At 72.5% G+C, this 19,334-nt stretch carries 22 protein-coding genes; 11 read left to right on the forward strand and 11 right to left on the reverse strand.

Features of this window, described 5'->3' with window-relative positions; translation table 11 throughout:
- Nucleotides 1–189 precede the first annotated feature (189 nt).
- Nucleotides 190–468, forward strand: coding sequence for a hypothetical protein (locus tag ACFYW7_RS07765; protein WP_389499147.1), 279 nt, complete (start codon nt 190–192; stop codon nt 466–468).
- A gap of 37 nt (nt 469–505) precedes the next feature.
- Nucleotides 506–1,054 carry a cysteine dioxygenase gene (locus ACFYW7_RS07770; RefSeq protein ID WP_389499149.1) on the forward strand — a complete coding sequence of 183 codons (549 nt, stop codon included), beginning with the start codon at nt 506–508 and terminating at the stop codon, nt 1,052–1,054.
- Here the strand turns inward: ACFYW7_RS07770 and ACFYW7_RS07775 are convergent.
- The 4 genes from ACFYW7_RS07775 to ACFYW7_RS07790 all read right to left on the reverse strand — a co-directional run bounded on the left by ACFYW7_RS07775 (nt 1,012) and on the right by ACFYW7_RS07790 (nt 3,308).
- The gene (locus ACFYW7_RS07775) at nt 1,012–1,473 is read right to left on the reverse strand and encodes an alpha-amylase (protein WP_389499151.1); all 462 of its coding nucleotides are present in this window, start codon (nt 1,471–1,473) and stop codon (nt 1,012–1,014) included. The two genes, ACFYW7_RS07770 and ACFYW7_RS07775, sit on opposite strands and share 43 nt — an antisense overlap.
- Nucleotides 1,474–1,859: 386 nt before the next feature.
- Complete coding sequence (locus tag ACFYW7_RS07780; protein WP_389499153.1) at nt 1,860–2,351, reverse strand: hypothetical protein; 492 nt, start codon at nt 2,349–2,351, stop codon at nt 1,860–1,862.
- Between the two features lie 398 nt (nt 2,352–2,749).
- Nucleotides 2,750–3,007 (reverse strand): hypothetical protein, encoded by a 258-nt coding sequence (locus tag ACFYW7_RS07785; RefSeq protein ID WP_389499155.1) that lies wholly within the window; start codon nt 3,005–3,007, stop codon nt 2,750–2,752.
- Complete coding sequence (locus ACFYW7_RS07790; RefSeq protein ID WP_389499157.1) at nt 2,994–3,308, reverse strand: DUF6400 family protein; 315 nt, start codon at nt 3,306–3,308, stop codon at nt 2,994–2,996. The genes ACFYW7_RS07785 and ACFYW7_RS07790 overlap by 14 nt, the downstream gene beginning before the upstream one ends.
- A 275-nt stretch (nt 3,309–3,583) precedes the next feature.
- On the opposite strand from ACFYW7_RS07790, the gene ACFYW7_RS07795 reads away from it, so the two are divergent.
- The 4 genes from ACFYW7_RS07795 to ACFYW7_RS07810 all read left to right on the forward strand — a co-directional run bounded on the left by ACFYW7_RS07795 (nt 3,584) and on the right by ACFYW7_RS07810 (nt 7,930).
- Nucleotides 3,584–4,078, forward strand: coding sequence for a lamin tail domain-containing protein (locus ACFYW7_RS07795; protein WP_389499159.1), 495 nt, complete (start codon nt 3,584–3,586; stop codon nt 4,076–4,078).
- A gap of 312 nt (nt 4,079–4,390) precedes the next feature.
- Nucleotides 4,391–6,172 carry a diacylglycerol kinase family protein gene (locus tag ACFYW7_RS07800; RefSeq protein ID WP_389499162.1) on the forward strand — a complete coding sequence of 594 codons (1,782 nt, stop codon included), beginning with the start codon at nt 4,391–4,393 and terminating at the stop codon, nt 6,170–6,172.
- The gene (locus ACFYW7_RS07805) at nt 6,173–7,126 is read left to right on the forward strand and encodes a YihY/virulence factor BrkB family protein (protein ID WP_389499164.1); all 954 of its coding nucleotides are present in this window, start codon (nt 6,173–6,175) and stop codon (nt 7,124–7,126) included.
- Nucleotides 7,127–7,930: a phosphatase PAP2 family protein gene (locus tag ACFYW7_RS07810; protein ID WP_389499166.1), complete on the forward strand. Its 804-nt coding sequence runs from the start codon at nt 7,127–7,129 to the stop codon at nt 7,928–7,930.
- Nucleotides 7,931–8,024: 94 nt separating this feature from the next.
- Here ACFYW7_RS07810 and ACFYW7_RS07815 read toward each other — a convergent pair whose 3' ends face one another.
- Entirely contained in the window at nt 8,025–8,255 is a 231-nt protein-coding gene (locus tag ACFYW7_RS07815) for a helix-turn-helix domain-containing protein (protein WP_389499168.1), read from the reverse strand.
- Nucleotides 8,255–8,869, reverse strand: coding sequence for a DUF2975 domain-containing protein (locus ACFYW7_RS07820; RefSeq protein ID WP_389499170.1), 615 nt, complete (start codon nt 8,867–8,869; stop codon nt 8,255–8,257). The genes ACFYW7_RS07815 and ACFYW7_RS07820 overlap by 1 nt, the downstream gene beginning before the upstream one ends.
- 230 nt (nt 8,870–9,099) lie before the next feature.
- Between ACFYW7_RS07820 and ACFYW7_RS07825 the strand changes: the two genes are divergently transcribed.
- The gene (locus ACFYW7_RS07825; RefSeq protein WP_389499172.1) at nt 9,100–9,432 is read left to right on the forward strand and encodes a putative quinol monooxygenase; all 333 of its coding nucleotides are present in this window, start codon (nt 9,100–9,102) and stop codon (nt 9,430–9,432) included.
- Nucleotides 9,433–9,468: 36 nt separating this feature from the next.
- Here the strand turns inward: ACFYW7_RS07825 and ACFYW7_RS07830 are convergent, their stop codons facing one another.
- The 5 genes from ACFYW7_RS07830 to ACFYW7_RS07850 form a co-directional block, all read right to left on the reverse strand.
- Complete coding sequence (locus ACFYW7_RS07830) at nt 9,469–10,500, reverse strand: medium chain dehydrogenase/reductase family protein (protein ID WP_389499174.1); 1,032 nt, start codon at nt 10,498–10,500, stop codon at nt 9,469–9,471.
- Nucleotides 10,501–10,632: 132 nt separating this feature from the next.
- Nucleotides 10,633–11,112, reverse strand: a complete 480-nt coding sequence (locus tag ACFYW7_RS07835; protein ID WP_389499176.1) for a DUF5990 family protein — start codon at nt 11,110–11,112, stop codon at nt 10,633–10,635.
- Nucleotides 11,113–11,221: 109 nt separating this feature from the next.
- On the reverse strand, nt 11,222–12,862 hold the full coding sequence (pgm, locus tag ACFYW7_RS07840; protein WP_389499178.1) for a phosphoglucomutase (alpha-D-glucose-1,6-bisphosphate-dependent): 1,641 nt from the start codon (nt 12,860–12,862) through the stop codon (nt 11,222–11,224).
- Nucleotides 12,863–12,995: 133 nt separating this feature from the next.
- Nucleotides 12,996–14,009, reverse strand: a complete 1,014-nt coding sequence (locus ACFYW7_RS07845) for an MASE1 domain-containing protein (RefSeq protein WP_389499180.1) — start codon at nt 14,007–14,009, stop codon at nt 12,996–12,998.
- A gap of 104 nt (nt 14,010–14,113) precedes the next feature.
- Nucleotides 14,114–14,941 (reverse strand): PP2C family protein-serine/threonine phosphatase, encoded by an 828-nt coding sequence (locus ACFYW7_RS07850; RefSeq protein ID WP_389499182.1) that lies wholly within the window; start codon nt 14,939–14,941, stop codon nt 14,114–14,116.
- Nucleotides 14,942–15,241: 300 nt separating this feature from the next.
- Between ACFYW7_RS07850 and ACFYW7_RS07855 the strand changes: the two genes are divergently transcribed.
- The 4 genes from ACFYW7_RS07855 (at nt 15,242) to ACFYW7_RS07870 (ending at nt 19,302) form a co-directional block, all read left to right on the forward strand.
- Complete coding sequence (locus ACFYW7_RS07855; RefSeq protein ID WP_389499184.1) at nt 15,242–16,177, forward strand: ATP-binding cassette domain-containing protein; 936 nt, start codon at nt 15,242–15,244, stop codon at nt 16,175–16,177.
- Nucleotides 16,174–17,022 (forward strand): ABC transporter permease, encoded by an 849-nt coding sequence (locus ACFYW7_RS07860; protein ID WP_389499186.1) that lies wholly within the window; start codon nt 16,174–16,176, stop codon nt 17,020–17,022. Before ACFYW7_RS07855 ends, ACFYW7_RS07860 begins: the two co-directional genes overlap by 4 nt.
- A gap of 244 nt (nt 17,023–17,266) precedes the next feature.
- Complete coding sequence (locus ACFYW7_RS07865) at nt 17,267–18,631, forward strand: sensor histidine kinase (RefSeq protein WP_389499188.1); 1,365 nt, start codon at nt 17,267–17,269, stop codon at nt 18,629–18,631.
- Nucleotides 18,628–19,302, forward strand: coding sequence for a response regulator (locus tag ACFYW7_RS07870; protein WP_389499190.1), 675 nt, complete (start codon nt 18,628–18,630; stop codon nt 19,300–19,302). Before ACFYW7_RS07865 ends, ACFYW7_RS07870 begins: the two co-directional genes overlap by 4 nt.
- The last annotated feature ends 32 nt before the right edge of the window (nt 19,303–19,334 follow it).

Below are 19,334 nucleotides of genomic sequence, written 5' to 3' on the forward strand. Positions count from 1 at the left end.
CGCGTGCGCCCCGTTCCTCGACCTGCTCACCCGCCTCGACAAGCCCTTGTTCATCCATCCGGGCCAGGCTCCACCGGTCGTCGGGGCACCACCCTGGTGGGCCGCCCTGGTCCCCTACCGACAGCAGTCGCACGGCGCGTGGTTCGCGTTCCGGGCCTTCGGCCGCGCCCGCCGTCCGGGACTGCGGGTATGTTTCGCCGCCCTCGCCGGCCTGGCCCCCTGCACGGCGAACGGCTCGCGGCCCGGGGCGGCGGCCGCGGCGAGGTCGACTTCGACTTCTGCTACAACACGTCCTCCTACGGCACCCGGGCCGTGGACGCCCTCGTCCGGGCCGTCGGGATCGACGTCGTGGTCAGCGGGAGCGACCGGCCGTACGCCCCGCCGGTCATCCCCGACCTGGGCGCGGACGCCGCCGTCCACGCCCTGCGCACCGCCCGTCCCGCCCGCCTGCTGAACGGCCGGACCTGAGCCGTTCGGCGGCCCCCTCCTGGAAGGGGGTCCCGCCGTGACGTACGCGTCCCTGCCGGACCGCACGCTCGACAAGCGCGAACTCCAGCGGCTCGTCGACGACCTGGCCTCCCGGCCCGAACTCTGGCGCGATCGGATCGCGTTCTCCCACGAGGAGCGGCACTACGCCTCCCCGCACCGCGACGAGTTCGTCGACGTCTGGCTGCTGTGCTGGACCCGGCGGAACGACACCGGCCGGCACGACCACGACCTCTCGTCGGGCGCCGTCCGGGTGGTCCAGGGGGCGTCGACCGAGTCCGACCCCCGTATCGGCGGCAGTCACCTGCCCGTCGAGGTCGGCGCGGGCACCTCCTTCTGCTTCGGGCCCGACCACATCCACCATCTCACCGGTGCCACCGACGACACGGTCCCCCTGCACGCCTGCTCGCCGCCGCTGTGGCGCCTCGGTCGGTACGACATCAGCGAGGACGATCTGATGCGCCGCGTCTCCGTGTCGTACGCCGACGGGCTCCGCCCCCTGGACGCCCCGGTCGCCCGGCTCCGTCAGACGGTCGCCGGTGTGCAGGTGCTCAGCCCCGTGACGTAGTTGAGCTGGGGGCCGTAGCCGGCGAAGGTGGCGGCGTCCCGGGGCGCCAGGGTCCGGCAGGGGGCGGCCTGGCCGTCGGTGTAGTCGACGGTCACGTTCACGGTGGTGTCGCAGTCGTTGACGACGGTCGTGTAGCGCCAGTCGTCGTAGTGGTGGACGCAGTCCGGAGCCGCCTCCGCGGAAACGGACCCCTCATCGGCGGCGACCCGGCCGCCGTCGCGCGCGGTGGCGGGCGCGGCGGTCGCCCACGACAGGGCCACCACCACGGTGAAGAGACCCAGGGAGGTCCTGAGCCGGCGCGAGGACACGGAACGGTTGGCGGGGAACATGGTGGCGTCCTTCAGGTCGGCGAAGGCGGCGGCCTCAGGGCCGCCGCGCGGTGCCACCTTGCAACGCCTGCAAGAGTTGCGCAAAATCATGCAACTCCTTTCAGTCGATGATGAACTCTCAACCGAATCAGCGCTGTTCACAAGAATGCCCAGTTCAGGGCCGTACGCGTGCTCGCGACTCGACCTGCCCCGCTCGTGGATCGCCGAACGACACGAACGCCTCGGCCCCGACGGAGAAGGTCGGGTGGGCCACCGGCACAAGCCGACGCCCGACACGAAGGTCACGGCCGGGTCGGCGGGTTCGGCGCGTGGCGCGCTCCCACCGACGGGCCTCGGCGACGGTTCACAGCGCCCCGGGCGTCACCTTCGCCCGGGCCGCTTCGGCCGCCGGACGTCGGGAACCGGCGGCGTTCCGGGCGGCCACGACGGACCGTGGGCCGGCCGTGATGTCCCGTGGTCCGGCGGATGGACCCTGGTCAGCCGCGAGACCGGCCCTGGTCCCGGCGGCCCTGCCGGGACTGCGGGCGGCCGTGACCACCGGAGCGACGACGGGACGGCGCCGGGGGCGCGTCCGCGCTGTTGAAGCCGGGCCCGGTCGGGGCGCTGAACCCCCCGGGGACCGCGGGCGCGGCCGCCGGGACACCGGCACCGGCCGCGGGCGCGCTCGGCTCGGCGGGAGTACGGGTGCGGGGCAGGGCGCGCCCCACGACGCGGGTGTGTGTCATCAGCGGAGCACAGGAGGCGCAGACCTCCATCAGGGTCCACACCTGGGCAATGGCCGGATCATGGCGCAGCACGAGCAGGACACTGCCCATGCAGTGCACCTGACTGCCCTCGTGGGAGGCGCACTGTGCCTGCCGGCAGGCACAGGCGGCGTCCGCGTGCACGGTGGCCGCGCGGGCGTGGGCGCCGACGTGCGCCTCGGCGAAGCGGCGCAGCGCCGCGAGGTCGCGGGACCGGGGCGGCATGGCGCAGGGAGAGGAGCACGTGACCGACGCGGTGCGGTCGCTGTGGCCGGAGATGCGGACGGTCCAGGTCCGTCCCGGACGTCGCGCGGCAGGGGATTCGGAGTATGGGAGGTCCAAGACCGGCAGTCCTTCGGCAGTGGGGTGTTCGCGCAGGTGCGCATAGTTTCTTTACCCGCGCGGGCCGGTCCGTCATCCACCGGTGGGCCGCGAGCATCCTCGAATCTACGAGCGACAGCGTGCGCGCGGGCCCGGACTTGAGTCGTGCGGGGTTGCGATCTTCCCACAGTGGCGCATCGGACATCTCCGACCCGCCTGGGGTCTTGAGGATATCCCCGCCGCGCCGTGCGGGGACCTGCGGGGAGGGACGAATTCCCGGCCCGCGGCCCCGGGCCCGCCGGTCAGCGTTTCGGGCGACCGCCGCCGATGCGGCTCCAGAGGGAGCGGGTGGCGCCGAATCCGGTCTCGTGCGCCCAGACATGCGTGCACGAGGGACATTGCAGGTGGAGCAGACTTCCGGTGGTGGACAGCAGGTAGCGCCAGTGGGTGGAGCACGACCGCCGCTGCGCGCACGGCACGCACCCGCGGCTGTCGGCGCAGTTCGGACAGGTCACCCAGGCCCGGCGTCCCCGGTCCGCCTGCGGGTCAAGCGGCAGCACGGCCGTCTCCGCGCCGGGGAAGCACACCGGCCGCGACCAGGTCGTCGTACACCCGCTGCTGCTCCGCGTCGAGTCCGGAGTACAGCAGGGCGTACGCGGCCTCCTCTCCGCGCAGTGCCTCCAGCGGGTCCCAGTCGGGGCCGAGGGCGGCCAGGACCTGGGCCTGTCGCAGGACCTCCTGGGAGGTGAGATCGATGGTGAAGTCGAGCAGCTCGGGAGCGTCCGGTCGGCCGGCACCCTCGAGGCGCGGGCCGTACGCCTCGTCGGGGCCGTCGGGGAGCGGGGGGCCTTGTGCGGTCATGAGACAGAACTTAGGTATGCCTTCCTTATTGCGACAAGGGGAGGTGGGCGAAGTCACAGCAGGTCGGCGGTGGTGCCGACGGGCGGCGGGACGGGGCGCCCGCGTGGCTCCGGCCGCCGCGCCGGCGGGGCGAGGCAGGGTGGCCGCGCGCCCTCCGGACCGCTAGGAACGCCCCCGGACCGGCTGTTCACGTTTCCCTCACGCTCCCGCCACCCGTCGGTCACACCATCGGTATGCTCCTGGGGCTCCATCCGCACCACTGAGGGGGGATCCTCATGCGTATTCGTCATGCCCTGGCCATCGCCGCCGCCACCGGAACGCTCGCCGCCATCGCCGCCACCCCGGCGCAGGCAGCCGAGTACTCGTCCGCGCTGAAGATCCGGGGCGTCCAGTACGACGCGCCCGGCAGCGACTCGAACCGGTGCTCCGGAGGCAACTCCAAGGACGAGTACCTGACGATCAAGAACTACTCGTCCAGCGCGACGGTGAACCTGAAGGGTTACCGCGTCAAGGACGCCACGGGGAACACGTTCGTCTTCCCGGCGAACCACTACCTCCAGCCCGGGGACTACATCAAGCTCCGCGGCGGGCACGGCACCGACTCGGACACGAAGAACGTCGTCTACCGCCAGAACTGCAACTTCATCTGGAACAACGACAAGGACACCATCATCCTCGACAAGTCGACCGGCGCCCACGCCGACGTCCACTCGTACACCAGGACGGCCAACGACAGCGACCGCAACGGCTACATCAACTACCACGGCTGAGCCGACCGGCAGGGCCCGTCGACGGGGCCCGGACGGGCCCGTCGAGGGGCCCATGGGCGGATCCTGTCCCGGCCCGCCCGGCAGCGGTCGCCCCGGACGCGCGGACACCTGATCGCCGCCCGGGGCGGGCCACCGACCGCGCTTCCCGGATCGGCGCCCGTGCGCGGCGCACCCGCCCGGAACAGGGGCTGCCGCCCGATTCCATACTGTGCCAGGCCTGTTCGAGGCGTTCCGGGGAATCCGGCCAGGGACCCGGGAGGAAGCGCGGCCCGGGCCGGATCCAGCCGCCCCGCGCCGCCCCTGGGAGCCTCGATGCCGACCGCCGTACCGGACGGACCTGCCGAAACGCCCGGCAGCAAAGCCGAAGTCGTCCGCTCCGCCCGCTCGTTCACCCTCCCCCGGGGCACCGGACGGACCGCCGCGCGCATCGGCGCGCTGACCGCCTGCCAGGCGGCCCTCATGGTGGGTGTCGGACTCCTCATCACCGGTCCGGCCCGCGGCCTGTGGCCGCTGACGGCCGAGGACAGCGTGAACGTGGGTCTCGAACGTGTCCGCGAGAGCACGCTCACCACGGTGTCGTCCATCGGCTCGGAGGCCGGCAACACCCTGACGGTGGTCGTCCTCACCCTCGCGACCTGCCTGGGCCTGCTCCTTGTGCCCCGCCTGCCGATGTGGCGCCAGGCCGTCTTCCTCGCCGTGGCCGTCTCGCTCCAGTCGCTGGTCTTCCTGGCCATCACCACGTCGGTGGACCGGCACCGGCCGGACGTGGACCGCCTCGACGCCTCGCCGCCCACCTCCAGTTACACCTCCGGACACACGGGCGCGGCGACCGCGCTGTACGCGGGTCTGGCGGTGCTCGTGCTGTCGCGGGCCCGCGGTCCGTGGCGGCGGATCGGCGGCGCGGTGCTGCTGCTCCTGCCGTTGATCGTGGGCGCCGCTCGGCTCTACCGGGGCATGCACCATCCCACGGACGTCCTGGGCGGTCTCGTCAACGGTGGACTGTCCCTGCTGATCGTGGGCCGTGCCCTGCTCGTCGACCGGTCCGTGACCGCTCCGCCGTCGGCGGGCCGCGAACCGGCCGCGCGGACAGCCGGCACGCGCGACGGCGCGCGGCGGCCGGGCGTGACCGTCGTGATCCTCAACCCCACGGTGGCCGACGGGACCGCGCGTGACGAACTGCGCCGGACCCTCGAACAGCACGGCCACAGCGACCCCTTGGTGCTGGAGACCACCGCGGACGATCCGGGCGCCGGACAGGCTGCCCGGGCGCTTCGCGAGGGCGCCGCTCTGGTGGTGGTCTGCGGCGGGGACGGAACCGTCCGCGAGGTGGCCGACGCCCTGGCCGGCAGCGATGTGCCGCTGGCCGTCGTGCCGTGCGGCACCGGCAACCTGCTGGCGCGCAACCTCGGCCTGCCGCTCTCCCCCACCGCCGCCCTCGACGCCGCGTTGAGGGGCAGCCCCCACCGACTCGACCTGGGAAGCGTCGAGGGCGACGGCATGGCCGCCACCCGCTTCGTCGCGATGGCCGGGGCGGGCCTCGACGCCGCGATGCTGGAACACACCGACGCGCGGGCCAAGTCCGCGCTGGGCTGGCCGGCCTATGTCCTGGCGGGCCTCGGAACACTGCGCACACCCCGTATGCGGGTGACGATCCGGCTGGACGGCTCGCCCGCCTTCCGCCGTACGGCCCGTATGGTGCTCGTCGCCAATGTCGCATCCGTGCAGGGCGGGGTGACCCTGCTGCCCGGCGCCCGCCCCGACGACGGGCTCCTCGACCTCCTGGTCCTCGATCCCCGCGGCCCCGGCGGCTGGCTGCGTGCCGTGGGAACACTGCTGCGCGGCCGATCCGCGTCGCCCCGGCCGTCCGCCGTACGCACCGTCGCGGCCCATGGGGCGGACGGGACGGACGAGGCCGAAGGGGCCGCCCGGAGCGGGACACCCGTCGAGTTCTTCACCTTCCGGCGCGCCGAACTCACCTTCGGCACACCGCAGCCCCGGGAACTCGACGGGGACCCGGTGGGACCCGGCCGGCGTCTCACCGCGGAAGTCAGGCCCGGCGCCCTGACCGTTCTGCTGCCTTCCGGGGAGAAGTGAATGGGTACCGCGACCAAGGTCCCCGAGACCCGTGCCATGACCGGTGACGAACTCTCCGCCGACGAGGCGCTGGCGTCCTTGCGCCGCTACGGCGGCTGGCCGCTGCTGCGCGACTCGTTCATCAGGTTCCGCTACGCCGACGGGTTCAGCCATTCCCGCGCGCTCGCCCTGCAGACGGTGCTCGCTCTGATCCCGCTCGCCATCGCGTTCGTGGGACTCTCCTCGGCCCTGCACACCGAGGACATCGGCAGAGTCGCCGAACTGACGATTCGCCGGATCGCCGCGGGCCCGAGCACGGACGTCGTCGACGACGCGCTGCGGCGCAGCCGGCACACCGCGGGCGACGGGGCGCAGGTCGCCCTGTGGTTCGGTCTGGCCTTCTCCCTGGTCAACGTGACCACCGCGATGTGCCAGATAGAGCGCGGCGCCAACCGGATCTACGGGAACGAGCGCGACCGTGTCTTCCATCTGAAGTACCTTCGCGGGCTGGTGATGGCACTGAGCGCGGGAATCCCGCTCGGCCTCGGCTTCGTCCTGATGGTGGCCGGCGGCGATCTCGCGTCCGCGGTGGTCACCGTCTATCACCTCGACGGAACCGCCAAGGCCGTCTGGGACGTCCTGCGTTGGCCCACCGGACTGCTCCTCGCCCTCATGTCGGCCAGTGCGATCTTCCGCCGCTCGCCCCGTCGTCAGCAGCCCGGTTACACCTGGCTGGCCTTCGGCGCCGCCGTGTACCTGGTGCTGTGGACGGCGCTGACCTGGCTGTTGAGCCTCTACCTCGGGGTGAGCGGCTCCTTCGACACGATCTACGGTCCGCTGAGCGCCTTCATGTCGCTGCTGCTCTGGGCCTACCTGACCTCGATCGCCCTGTTCCTCGGACTGTCCTTCGCCGCCCAGTTGGAGGCCTCCCGCGCTCGGCGCCCCGGTCCGGTCCAACCCGATCCGGGAGTCTGAATGGCGGCACGCACAACGGTACGGAACCTGCGGGACCGCCGCCGGGCGGCCGACCGACGGTTCGGCGCCCGGCTGCTCGGATCCGCCGCGGTGGCCGCCGTCACCGCGGTGCCGTTCGGTCTGCTCCTCGTCCTGGTCGAGGGCCGGTGGCAGCCGCTGCGCCGACTGGACGCGGGGGCCGCCCGCCGGCTGCACGAGATCGCGCTGGAGCATCCCGCCTGGACGAGCACGCTGCGTTTCCTCTCCGACCGGGTCTGGGATCCCATCACCTTGCGCACGGTTGTCGCTCTGTTGACCCTCTGGCTCGTCCACCGGCGGGCCTGGCGTCTGGCCGCGTGGTCCGCGGTGACGGCGGTGGCCGGCGGTTTCATCGGGCTGCTGGTGAAGACGGTCGTCGAGCGGGCACGTCCGTCGCTGGAGGATCCGGTGGCCCGGGCGCCCGGCTTCTCCTTCCCGTCGGGCCACGCGATGACCGCCACCACGTCGTTCGCCATCCTGCTGCTGGTCCTGCTGCCCATGGTGCCGCGCGCCTGGCGCGCGCTGTGCTGGGGCACCGCCGTGCTCTCGGTGGTCGGCGTCGGCTTCACCCGCGTCGCGCTGGGCGTCCACTGGTTCAGTGACGTACTGGGCGGCTGGCTGCTCGGTCTGGCCGTCGTCACCCTCACCGCTTGGGCGTTCGAGGCCTGGCGGGCCGACACCGGCAGGCCCCGCGCCGACATCGGCGAAGGTCTGGAGCCCGAGCTCACCGACGAGCGGCCCGAATCCGAGGCTTCCGGAGGAACGGGGGAACGGGCCGTCACCTGACGGTTCGTGCGGACGCGTCGCGCCAGGGCGCGGTGCCGGTCCGGCGACCTGGGCACAGGGACCCGGCCGCCGCCCGGCACCGCCCCTCGGGCCGCTATTCGGGCGCGCGGTAGCTGAGGAGGTCCCCCGGCTGACACTCCAGCACCTCGCAGAGCCGTGTCAGCGTGGTGAACCGGACGGCTCGCGCCCGTCCGTTCTTCAGGATCGACAGGTTCACATGAGTGACACCGACGCGGTCCGCCAGCTCCGCCAAGGTCATCCCGCGTTCTTCGAGGAGACGGTCGAGATGGACCTCGATCGCGTGCTCCTCCTTGTCCTCGGGCATCAGACCGTTCCGTCGAGGTCTTCTCGCATGGCGACGCCGACGCGCATGATCCGTGCGAAGGACAGGACGCCGAGGCCGGTGAGTATCGCCATGTAGGGAGCGTCCCACGAAACCAGCCCGGACAGAGCGCTGACGTCGCCGCCCCTGCTCAGTGAACCGATCAGCGCCTTCTCGCTCACGGACTCCGCGATCGCGGCGAGCACGCTGCCGGCCAGCAGCCACCAGCCCACCCTGCGCAGCCGCTCCGCCGTCCGCGCGGTGTAGAGGCCGTCGCCCTCGGCTCCCCTGATCAACCGGAGCACGAGCAGGAGCGCTCCGACGGTGAAGACGAAGGTGGGAACCTGGGTCGCGCTGTTGAGCAGGGCCTGCGCCGTGCCGGGATCGTCCGTGCAGTAGCTCGGGTTGGCGTCCAGGCCCACCGTGACTCCCGGTGCCGCCCTGAAGTCCACGGGCGGCGGGTCGTCGGCGCCCACCGTCGTCGTCGTGTCCGTGGCACAGATCGAGGTGTCCCCGATCCCGAAGACGCTCACTCCGTCCACGAACATCGAACCGATCACGCCCAGCAGCGTCGCCGCGGCGATCAGCGTCACGATCATCGAGACCGCGCTGGACATCGGCTCCAGTGGATTGCGTACCCTCGCCACGGCTCCCCCATATCGATTATCGATGTTATCGAAAAACGATACAGACCCCGCCGGTGCGCCGCAAGGCCGTTCGAGAATCGGTGCCGGACACACGTGGTCCCGTCGCGGAGGTTCCCCCCGGTCGGCCTACGGAGCCATGGTGTCCACCCCCAGGGGAAAGCGCAGAATGGCTCGACACCGACCCGACCCGAGGAGCCCTCATGATCTTCATCACCGTCAAGTTCAGCGTCCGCCCCGAGGACGCGGAGAAGTGGCCGGAGATCACGGCCGACTTCACGGCGGCCACCCGCGCCGAGCCCGGCTGCCTGTGGTTCGACTGGTCCCGGAGCCTCGACGACCCGACGGAGTACGTCCTGGTGGAGGCCTTCCGGGACGACGAGGCCGGGGCGTCCCACGTGCAGTCCGCGCACTTCAAGGCCGCCCAGCGGTCCCTGCCCCGCCATCTGACCGCCACACCGCGCATCGTGAACATGAAGATCCCCCAGGACGACTGGTCCCTCCTGGGCGAGATGGCCGTCGAGGAGCGGCCCTAGGTCCCGGGTCCGCCTCGGCGGCGAGACCCCCTCCCCCTACGGGTTGAGGACGACCTTCCCGGCGACGGTGCCGGACTCGGCCAGCCGCAGCGCCTCGGCCGCCTCGCTCAGCGGCAGCCGGGCGGCGATCCGGGCGGTGACGTCACCGCGCCGGAGGGCGTCGAAGACCTGGGTGAGGTCGGCGCGCAGCCGGGCCCGGAACCGGGTCCGGGACAGGGCCCGGCCGGCCCAGATGTTGAAGAAGTACGCGTGGCGGCCGTTGGGGAGTGCGTTCCACAGCCACACCCGGCCGAGCAGTTTGAGCACGGGCCCCTGCTTGGACCCCGTGTCGTCCCGGGTGGAGGCGCTGCCGTAGGCGACCAGCGTGCCGCCGGGGGCGAGCAGACGCCACGAGTCGACGGCACTGCGGCCTCCGACGTGGTCGAACACGGCGTCGATCCCGCCGGGCGCGAGTTCGCGCACGCGGGCCGCGACGTCCTCGGCGCGGTAGTCGACGGGGGTGACGCCGTGTTCCCGCAGGATGTCGTGGTGGCGCGCGGAGGCCGTGCCGATCACTGTCGCGCCCGCGGCCCGGGCGAGCTGGACCAGGACCGAGCCGACGCCTCCGTTGGCGCCGTGCACGAGGACGGTCTGCCCGGCCCGGACCCGGGCCTTGCGGTGCAGCATCTGCCAGGCGGTGATGCCGTTGACGACGACCGTCTCGGCCTCGGCCGCCCCGATTCCGTCGGGCACGGGCACCACGTCCGCGGCTTCGACGCGTACGTGACTGGCCCAGCCGCCGACCTTGACCAGCGCGGCGACCCTGGCGCCGGCCAGCCCGGCGTCGACGCCCGGTCCGGTGTCGAGGACGGTGCCGACGAGGTCGTAGCCGGGCACGAAGGGGAACGGCGGCTGGTCGTAGTACCGCCCGCGGCGCATCTGCTGCTCGGCGAAGGAGACTCCGGTCGCCTCCATCCGGATCACGACCTGGCCGGGGCCCGCCACGGGGACGGCACCGTGCCGGATCAGCAGCCCTTCCGGCTCCACCTTGCCCGGCAACACGACCTCGACGAGCCCTTCGGCGTTCATGACGACCTCCACTGTCCGCGCGAGTTTTCGGTTATCGCTTTAGTTAGAAGCTATAACCATAAGGCCGTGAGCGTCAAGAACTTTCGTTATAGGTTCTAACTGAACTGGTCGCGTCGACCGCGCGGCCGGCGGCTAAGGCAGGTCCTGGGTGGCGGGTTCGGCGGTCCAGTCGATCTGCGGCGGCTCGACCCGGGCGCAGCGCGGGTTGCCGCACTCGTCGGTCAGGCCGAGGCGCCCGACGAGGAGGCCGTCGCGCGCCGCCGCGGCGAGCACCTCGGAGGGGACGGCGTCGAGCATGAGCTTGGCCCGGCGGAACATGCTGAAGACGCCCGCCTCGTCGACGGTGCCCCAGGACAGGTAGATGAACCGGCGCCCCAGACGGTCCTGGACGTAGGGACCCTTCACGTCGGGACCCGTCGGTGACGGCGTCACGGCGCATTCGAGGGTCCACGTCGCGGACGGGCCGTCGCCCGGCTGCGGATCGAGCAGTTCGGCCGGGCGGTCGCGCCGTTGTACGGCCACGTGGATGTTGTCGTACGCCGGGACGGGGCGGCCCTCGGGGGCGGGACACGTGAGGCCGGGCAGGTCGACGGCGTCGATACGGATGCGCATGCGGGCCATCATGCCGCCGAAACGCCCGGCGCCGGGTCCACGGTGCCGCCGGGCCCCTCGGGCACAGCGGCGGCGGAGCCGCCGGGACCGCGGCCCCGCCGCCGCTGTCTCAGCCCGCCAGCGCGGCCGCCACGACGGACTTCGCCTCGTCCTGCACCCGGCGGAGGTGATCGGTGCCGAGGAACGACTCCGCGTAGATCTTGTAGACGTCCTCGGTCCCCGAGGGCCGGGCCGCGAACCAGGCGTTGTCCGTGCTCACCTTGATGCCGCCGATGGGCGCGCCGTTGCCCGGGGCCTCGGTGAGGACCGCGGTGACCGCCTCGCCGGCGAGCGTGTCCGTGGTGATCTGCGCGGGCGAGAGCCGGGCGAGCAGGGCCTTCTCGTCGCGGGTGGCCGGGGCGTCGATGCGCTCGTAGGCCGGTTCGCCGAAGCGTGCCGTCAGCGCGGCGTAGTGCTCGGAGGGCGTCTTCCCGGTCACCGCGGTGATCTCGGAGGCGAGGAGGGCCAGGATGATGCCGTCCTTGTCGGTGGTCCACACCGAGCCGTCGCGGCGCAGGAAGGACGCGCCCGCCGACTCCTCGCCGCCGAAGCCGATGGAACCGCCGACCAGCCCGTCCACGAACCACTTGAAGCCGACGGGCACCTCGACCAGGGGGCGGCCCAGGTCCGCGGCGACCTTGTCGATCATCCCGGACGACACCAGGGTCTTGCCGATCCCGGCGTCGGCGGGCCACCGCTCCCGGTGGGCGTAGAGGTAGGCGATCGCGGCCGTGAGGTAGTGGTTGGGGTTCATGAGTCCGGCGTCCGGGGTGACGATCCCGTGACGGTCGGCGTCGGCGTCGTTGCCCGTGGCGATCCGGAAACGGTCGCGCTGCTCGATGAGCGAGGCCATCGCGTAGGGCGAGGAGCAGTCCATCCGGATCCTGCCGTCCCAGTCCAGCGTCATGAAGCGCCAGGTGGGGTCGGTGAGCGGGTTGACCACGGTCAGGTCGAGCGCGTGCTGTTCGGCGATGCGCCCCCAGTAGGCGACCGAGGCCCCGCCCAGGGGGTCGGCGCCTATACGGATGCCGGCCGCCCGGACGGCGTCCAGGTCGAGCACCTGCGGCAGGTCGGCCACATAGGCGCCGAGGAAGTCGTGGCGGCCCGTACCGGGAGCGGCGAGCGCCCGGGTGTACGGGATGCGGCGTACGTCCTTGAGGCCGCCCGTGATGAGTTCGTTGGCCCGGTCCTGGATCCAGGAGGTCGCCTCGGAGCCCGCGGGGCCGCCGTTCGGCGGGTTGTACTTGAAGCCGCCGTCGGCCGGCGGGTTGTGCGAGGGGGTGACCACCACACCGTCCGCGAGACCCGAGGAGCGTCCCCGGTTGTGGGTGAGGATGGCGTGCGAGACCGCCGGGGTGGGCGTGTAGCCGTCCGCGCTGTCGAGGAGCACCGACACGTCGTTGGCAGCGAACACCTCCAGGGCGGTGACCCTCGCGGGTTCCGACAGCGCGTGGCTGTCGACGCCCAGGAAGAGCGGTCCCTCGATGCCCCGGCCCGAGCGGTACTCGCAGATGGCCTGGCTCGTCGCGGCGATGTGGTCCTCGTTGAAGGCGGTCGCCAGTGACGAACCGCGGTGCCCGGAGGTACCGAAGGAGACGCGCTGGCCGGGCTCGGCCGGATCGGGGTGGAGCGCGTAGTACGCGGTGACCAACCGGGCCACGTCGACGAGGTCCTCGGGGCCGGCCGGACTGCCCGCTCGCTCGTGCTGCATGTACCCGCACCTCCACATCGGTGGTTCAACGCTGGTGGTCCCATCTTTCCCCACCGGGCTCCGTGGCGGCACGGTTCCCTCGCGACGACCCCTCCCGACGCGGCGCGGCCGTGCGAGAGGGCCGCCCTCCGGGTCAGCCCCGGCCGTCGCCGCCCGCGGCGGGCGGCGGTCCGGGCCCGGGAGGAGGGTTCCCGGCGGTCAGGTGTTCCAGCACCTGCACCAGCTCCTGGCAGGCCCGTTCCACCGAGCGTCTGGTGTTGCGCTGCTCGGTGATCACGGCGGACAGGAGGAGCGCGGTCAGGGCCATGGAGCCGTTGAAGGCCTGGAGCTTGACCATGACCTCGGTGTGGCTGAGCCGGGCGAACGGACCGACCTCGTCGGTGGCCGCCACGGTGGCCATGACGGACGCGAACAGCGCGCACAGCACGCTGCCGGGGAGCTCGAAGCGCAGCGCCGCCCAGATGAGCAGGGGATAGACGAGGAACAGCATGCTGATGGTGCTGTGCGTGGCGAGCGGCACCAGGACGCAGGCCCCGACCAGGAGGATGATCACCTCCTTCCACCGGGCCATGCCCACCGGCGCGCGAATGGCGTACAGCATCAGCAGGACCGGCGTGACGATCAGGACTCCCATCGCGTCGCCCACCCACCACGCCAGCCAGACCGGCCAGAAGTCGCCGGGGGCGAGCTTGTCCGTGACGACCAGCAGGCCGACGTCCATGGTGGCGCTGATCGTCATGCTGGCCAGGGCGCCCAGGAAGACGAGGGCCAGCCCGTCCCGCAGACGGCTGAGATCGGGGCGGAAACGCACCTGGCGCAGCAGGAACCAGGCACAGACGGGAGCGGCGGTGTTGCCCGCGACGATGCCGACCGCGGAGAACTGGATCGAGGAGAACGAGGAGAGGGACAGGACGACCAGCAGGGCCCCGAGCGCGATCCCGAGCCCCGCGCGGATCCCCAGGATGAGCAGGGCGGCGACGGCCACGCCGGAAGGCGGCCAGATGGGGGTGAACACCGCCCCTTCCACGGTCAGCCGCCGCATGAGTCCCAGCCGCCCCGCCGCGAAGTAGCAGGCGGCGATCGCCAGCGTCTGGAGAGCGACGACGGCCGGTCGGCTCAGCTCGCGGGTACCCACCACAGGAGCCATCAGACACCGTCGGGGCCTTGTCGGCTAGGCGAGCGGGCGTCCCGCCGGGTCCTGAAGGCGGGGAGGTCGTGGCCGTGGGGCAGGCGGGAACGTGACGACAGGGCCTAAGTCCTGAGGGTGGGAAGGTCGTGGCCGACCACGAGGACGGCCGCGTCGTCCTCGTGCCCCACCCGCTCGGCCCCCCGGATCACCGCGGCGGCCAGCGAGGCGACCGACATGCCCGCCACGGCGGCGATTCCGGCGAGCCGGACGACCTGGTCGAGTCCCTCGTCGACGTCCATCGACGGACCTTCGACGACGCCGTCGGTCAGCAGGACGAAGACCCCGCCGGTGGTGAGCCGGTGCCGGGTCACCGGGTAGCGCGCCCCCGCCTGGACTCCGAGCGGCGGCCCTCCCTCGTCCTCGGCGATGCCGGACTTCCCGTCCGCCGTCGCCCAGACGCACGGTATGTGCCCGGCCCGCGCGGTCTCCAGCACGCCGGTGGCCGGGTCGAGCCGCATGAAGGTGCAGGTCGCGAAGAGGTCGGAGCCTATGGACAGGATGAGGTCGTTCGTCCGGGCCAGGAGCTCGCCCGGGTCGCCCGCGACGGAGGCGAGCGCGCGCAGGCCGACCCTGACCTGCCCCATGAACGCGGCGGCCTCGATGTTGTGGCCCTGCACATCGCCTATGGACAGGCAGATGCGCCCGTCGGGCAGCTTGAAGACGTCGTACCAGTCCCCGCCCACGTTGAGGCCGTAGCAGGCCGGTGCGTACTGGACGGCGACGTCGAACCCGGGGGCGGACGGCAGGTCTCCCGGAAGCATGCCGCGTTGCAGCGCGATGGCCAGCTCGACCTGCGAGCGCTGGAACTCCGCGCGTTCACGTGCCTGCGCGGTGAGCGACCCGAGCCTGGCCAGCAGTTCGTCGTCGTCCGTCGGGGTCTTGCGGGTCATCTACCACCCCGGGAGAGAAGCCGCACCATGAGAAAAACATGAAGAAAATGCCTCTATCGGATGATAGCGACCCGAACGGCGGACCCGGCCTCGGCGGGTCCCGGCCGCCGCCGGGCCCGGGCACCCGCGCCCCGAACCGCCGGCCCGGCCTCGTCACCCGCATGCCCTGCCCGCGTGATACCGCGGTACTACGAGCCTCGCCGCACAGGGCTCCCGGGTACCACGGATCCGGGGCCGGCGGCTCCTAGCGTGGAGCCGAGCAACCAGGTGGGGGCCTGTCCCCGAACGTGAGGAACATCGATGATCGAGGCACATCGGCTGACGAAGCGGTACGGGGAGAAGACGGCGGTGGACCGGCTGGACTTCGTCGTCAGGCCCGGCACCGTCACCGGCTTCCTCGGCCCGAACGGCGCGGGCAAGTCCACCACCATGCGCATGATCGTCGGCCTGGACGCGCCGTCCGCCGGCAGCGTCACGGTGAACGGCAAGCGGTACGCCCGGCACGCCGCGCCGCTCCAGGAGGTCGGCGCGCTGCTGGAGGCCAAGTCGATCCACCCCGGCCGGTCCGCCTTCGACCACCTCATGGCCCAGGCCCACACCCACGGCATCCCGCGCCGCCGCGTGCGGGAGGTCATCGAGCTGACCGGCCTCCAGACGGTGGCCGGGAAACGCGCGGGTGCCTTCTCCCTCGGGATGGGCCAGCGGCTCGGCATCGCCGCGGCCCTCCTCGGCGACCCGGCCACCGTCATGCTCGACGAACCGGTCAACGGGCTGGACCCCGAGGGCGTCCTGTGGATCCGCAACCTGCTGACCGGGCTCGCGGCGGACGGACGGACCGTCTTCGTCTCCTCGCATCTGATGAGCGAGATGGCGCTGGTCGCCGACCACCTGATCGTCGTGGGCCGCGGGCGTCTGCTGGCGGACACCACCGTGCGCGAACTGGTACGGCAGGCCGGCGGGGACACCGTCACCGTGGCGTCCGAGCGGCCGGCCCGGCTGCGCGAGGTGCTGGCCGGACCCGGCGTCGAGATCACCGGGGCGGCCGGTTCCGAGGAGCTTCAGGTGACGGGCCTGTCCACGCGCGCCATCGGCCTCAAGGCCGCCGAGCACGGCATCCCGCTGTACGAGCTCGGCTCCCGGACCGTGTCCCTGGAACAGGCGTTCATGGAGCTGACCCGCGACGCCGTCGAGTATCAGGCGAGCGGCACCGTCGAGACCCCTGGGAGGGCGGCATGAGCACGGTCACCGTCACGGACGGCCCCGCGCCGGCACCGGCAGCGGCGACCCGGCCGGAGTACCGGGTCACCGGGCGCCGGGTACTTCGCTCCGAGTGGGCCAAGATGTGGTCGCTGCGCTCCACCTGGATCACCCTCGGTCTGGGCCTGCTGTTCCTCGTCGCCTTCGGGGTGATCGCGGCGGCGCACTACAGGTCGGAGCTCGACTCGGGCCGTCCGATGCGCCCGGACGCCGTCTCGGCCACCGCGCTCGACCTCTCCGTGTTCGGCACGAACTTCGCGCAGTTGGCGCTCGGTGTGCTGGGCGTGCTCGTGACCGCGGGCGAGTACTCCACCGGCATGATCCGCTCCACGCTGGCCGCCGTCCCGCGCCGGCTGCCGGTGCTGTGGTCCAAGGCCGCGGTGTTCGGCCTCGTGGCTCTCGCCGTCTCCACCGTCGGCGTCTTCGTCGCGTTCACGATCGACAGCGGAATCGTCTCGGGCACGCCCGCGGCCCTCACCCTGTCCCACTCCGGCGTGGTCCGGAGTCTGCTGGGCGCCGGCCTCTACCTCGGGCTCGTGGGCGTGATCGGCACCGCGCTGGGCGCCCTGCTCCGCTCGGTCGCCGGTGGCATCTCCGTCCTGGTCGCCTCGCTGATGCTGGTGCCCGGCCTGATCTCGCTGCTGCCCAGCTCGTGGCAGGACGACATCAGCCCGTACCTGCCGAGCAGCGCGGGCCGGGCGATGTTCCAGCTGACCCACGACGCGACGAGCCTGTCGCCGGCCGCCGGGCTGGTCGTGTTCCTCGGCTGGACCGTGCTCGCGCTGGCGGGCGCCGCCTGCCGCCTCGTCCGCTCGGACGCCTGACGCACCGCGCTTGACGCCCAGCGCCCCGGGGCAGGCACGGCGCCCGACCGGATCGTCCGGTCCGGTTCCGTGCCGTCCGGGCGCCACGCGCCATGACGGTCCCCCGCGGTGGCTCCGCGGTGCCCCGACCCGCGCGGGCGGACCATCGACGGACGCGCGACGACGGCACGACGAGGCGTGGGCCAGGACACCGCCGGACACACAATGGACGGGTGACACCCATGAGTACGGACCGATGGCCCCGATGACCCCGACGAGCACCGACGACACCGGCCGACGGCCGGCGGACGACGTCCCCTTCGCGGAGGCGGACCTGCCGTGGAACCATCCACTGGCCCGCGCGCTGTCGCGGGTCGGCCGCCGGCTCAAGCAGGGCGACCGTAACCGTCCGTGGGTCCTGGACGCGGCGGTCACCGCGCTCGTGGCGCTGCTGTTCGCCGTGCCGGAACTGACGCACGACGGCCACGGCGCGCGCCATGGCTTCGACACGGAGTTCACGGACCTGCCCTGGCCGGGGACACTGGCGTTGCAGGCCGCGCTGGTCCTGCCGCTGCTGTGGCGGCGCAGAAGGCCGTCGCTCGCCTTCGCCGTGATCGTCTCGGTGTTCCTGCTCCAGTTGGCGCTGAACGTCTGGCTGCGCGCCGACATCGCCGTGCTGATCGCCCTCTACAGCCTGGTGCTGCACGGGGAGTTGCGACGGCTGCCCGCGGCCTGCGGGGTCACGGCCGCCGCACTGGGGCTGGTCGCGGTGCGGCTGCCGTCCGAAGTGCACGTCCTGGACGCGTTGTTCTTCCTGTTCAGCACGATAACGGCGGCCGTCGCGCTCGCCCTGGCCGTACGGATCCGGCGCGGGCAGCTCGCCGTCCTGCGGGACCGCGCGACGCGCCTGGAGGTCGAGCGCGACCAGCGCAGCAAGCTGGCCGCCGCCGCCGAACGCACCCGTGTGGCCCGTGAGATGCACGACATCGTCGGCCACAACCTCTCCGTCATCATCACCCTCGCCGACGGCGGCGCGTACGCGACCGACCTCGCGCCCGAACGCGGCAAGCAGGCACTGCTGCTCATCGGTGACACCGGGCGGCAGGCGCTCGGCGAACTGCGCCGCGTGCTCGGCGTTCTGCGCGAGGGGACGCACACTCCCGCCACGCCCGAGCTGAGTCCCCAGCCGGGCATCGGGGACGTCGACGCGCTGTGCGAACGGATCAGGGCGGCCGGGCCACGCGTCGTCCACCGCGCCGTCGGGCCGCTGAACACCCTTGACCGCGGCGTCCAGTTGGCGGCCTACCGCATCGTCCAGGAAGCCCTCACGAACGCCCTCAGACACGGGGGCGCCGAGACGAGCGTCGAGCTCACGGTGACCGTCGAGGACACCGTGCTGCGCATCGGCGTCCATGACACCGGCCAGGGTGTCGCGACGGTCCGCGCCCGGCCGCACGACGGCGAAGGACACGGGCTCCCCGGCATGCGGGAACGCGCGGCCCTCTACAACGGGACGGTCGTCGCGGGACCCGCCCCCGACGGGGGGTGGATCCTGCGGGCCACCCTCGACCTCACCCCGTTGGCCGGGACCGGCCGCTCCCCTGCCGCCACCGCGGGAGGTACCGCGTGACCACCGTGCTCATCGTCGACGACCAGCCGCTGCAACGCCTCGGTTTCCGCATGCTCCTGGAGAGCACGCCCGACACGGACGTCGTCGGCGAGGCCTCCCACGGCGGCGACGCTGTCCGCAGGGCGGCCGAGCTCCGCCCGGACGTGATCCTCATGGACGTACGGATGCCCGGTATGGACGGCATCGAGGCCACTCGCAGGGTCGTGGCGTCCGGTGGCCGCTCCCGCGTCCTGATCCTGACCACGTTCGACCTCGACGAGTACGCCCACGCGGCCCTGCGCGCGGGAGCCAGCGGGTTCCTCCTCAAGGACGCGCATCCCGAGGAGCTCCTAGCGGGCATCCGGGCGGTCGCCGCGGGCGACGCCGTGATCGCCCCCGCGCTGACCCGGCGCCTCCTGGACGCCTACGCCCAGCACCTCCCCCGGGACCCGTCCGGCGGACCGGACGACGATCCCCGGGTACGCGCCCTCACCGAGCGGGAGTACGAGATCTTCGGCGCCATCGGCCGGGGCTGGAGCAACACCGAGATCGCCGCACGCCTGGTCGTCGCGGAATCCACGGTGAAGACCCATGTCGGGCGCGTCCTGTCGAAGGTGGGGGCCCGCGACCGGGTCCAGGCCGTCATCCTCGCCTACGACCTCGGCCTCGTCCGCCCGAACCCGCCCGGCTGACAGGGGAGTCGCGCCGTACGGCCGTCCATGGG

Origin of the sequence: Streptomyces sp. NPDC002580 (genome assembly GCF_042889485.1) — a bacterium.
Taxonomy (GTDB): domain Bacteria; phylum Actinomycetota; class Actinomycetes; order Streptomycetales; family Streptomycetaceae; genus Streptomyces.

What these genes read in the sequence shown, in the direction of transcription:
- ACFYW7_RS07765 (WP_389499147.1), top strand. Translation starts at nt 190, where the DNA reads ATGTTTCGCCGCCCTCGCCGGCCTGGCCCCCTGCACGGCGAACGGCTC.
- ACFYW7_RS07775 (WP_389499151.1), bottom strand. Translation starts at nt 1,473, where the DNA reads ATGATTTTGCGCAACTCTTGCAGGCGTTGCAAGGTGGCACCGCGCGGC.
- ACFYW7_RS07780 (WP_389499153.1), bottom strand. Translation starts at nt 2,351, where the DNA reads ATGCCGCCCCGGTCCCGCGACCTCGCGGCGCTGCGCCGCTTCGCCGAG.
- ACFYW7_RS07790 (WP_389499157.1), bottom strand. Translation starts at nt 3,308, where the DNA reads ATGACCGCACAAGGCCCCCCGCTCCCCGACGGCCCCGACGAGGCGTAC.
- ACFYW7_RS07795 (WP_389499159.1), top strand. Translation starts at nt 3,584, where the DNA reads ATGCGTATTCGTCATGCCCTGGCCATCGCCGCCGCCACCGGAACGCTC.
- ACFYW7_RS07800 (WP_389499162.1), top strand. Translation starts at nt 4,391, where the DNA reads ATGCCGACCGCCGTACCGGACGGACCTGCCGAAACGCCCGGCAGCAAA.
- ACFYW7_RS07805 (WP_389499164.1), top strand. Translation starts at nt 6,173, where the DNA reads ATGGGTACCGCGACCAAGGTCCCCGAGACCCGTGCCATGACCGGTGAC.
- ACFYW7_RS07810 (WP_389499166.1), top strand. Translation starts at nt 7,127, where the DNA reads ATGGCGGCACGCACAACGGTACGGAACCTGCGGGACCGCCGCCGGGCG.
- ACFYW7_RS07815 (WP_389499168.1), bottom strand. Translation starts at nt 8,255, where the DNA reads ATGCCCGAGGACAAGGAGGAGCACGCGATCGAGGTCCATCTCGACCGT.
- ACFYW7_RS07820 (WP_389499170.1), bottom strand. Translation starts at nt 8,869, where the DNA reads ATGTCCAGCGCGGTCTCGATGATCGTGACGCTGATCGCCGCGGCGACG.
- ACFYW7_RS07825 (WP_389499172.1), top strand. Translation starts at nt 9,100, where the DNA reads ATGATCTTCATCACCGTCAAGTTCAGCGTCCGCCCCGAGGACGCGGAG.
- ACFYW7_RS07830 (WP_389499174.1), bottom strand. Translation starts at nt 10,500, where the DNA reads ATGAACGCCGAAGGGCTCGTCGAGGTCGTGTTGCCGGGCAAGGTGGAG.
- ACFYW7_RS07835 (WP_389499176.1), bottom strand. Translation starts at nt 11,112, where the DNA reads ATGCGCATCCGTATCGACGCCGTCGACCTGCCCGGCCTCACGTGTCCC.
- pgm (WP_389499178.1), bottom strand. Translation starts at nt 12,862, where the DNA reads ATGCAGCACGAGCGAGCGGGCAGTCCGGCCGGCCCCGAGGACCTCGTC.
- ACFYW7_RS07845 (WP_389499180.1), bottom strand. Translation starts at nt 14,009, where the DNA reads ATGGCTCCTGTGGTGGGTACCCGCGAGCTGAGCCGACCGGCCGTCGTC.
- ACFYW7_RS07850 (WP_389499182.1), bottom strand. Translation starts at nt 14,941, where the DNA reads ATGACCCGCAAGACCCCGACGGACGACGACGAACTGCTGGCCAGGCTC.
- ACFYW7_RS07855 (WP_389499184.1), top strand. Translation starts at nt 15,242, where the DNA reads ATGATCGAGGCACATCGGCTGACGAAGCGGTACGGGGAGAAGACGGCG.
- ACFYW7_RS07860 (WP_389499186.1), top strand. Translation starts at nt 16,174, where the DNA reads ATGAGCACGGTCACCGTCACGGACGGCCCCGCGCCGGCACCGGCAGCG.
- ACFYW7_RS07865 (WP_389499188.1), top strand. Translation starts at nt 17,267, where the DNA reads ATGACCCCGACGAGCACCGACGACACCGGCCGACGGCCGGCGGACGAC.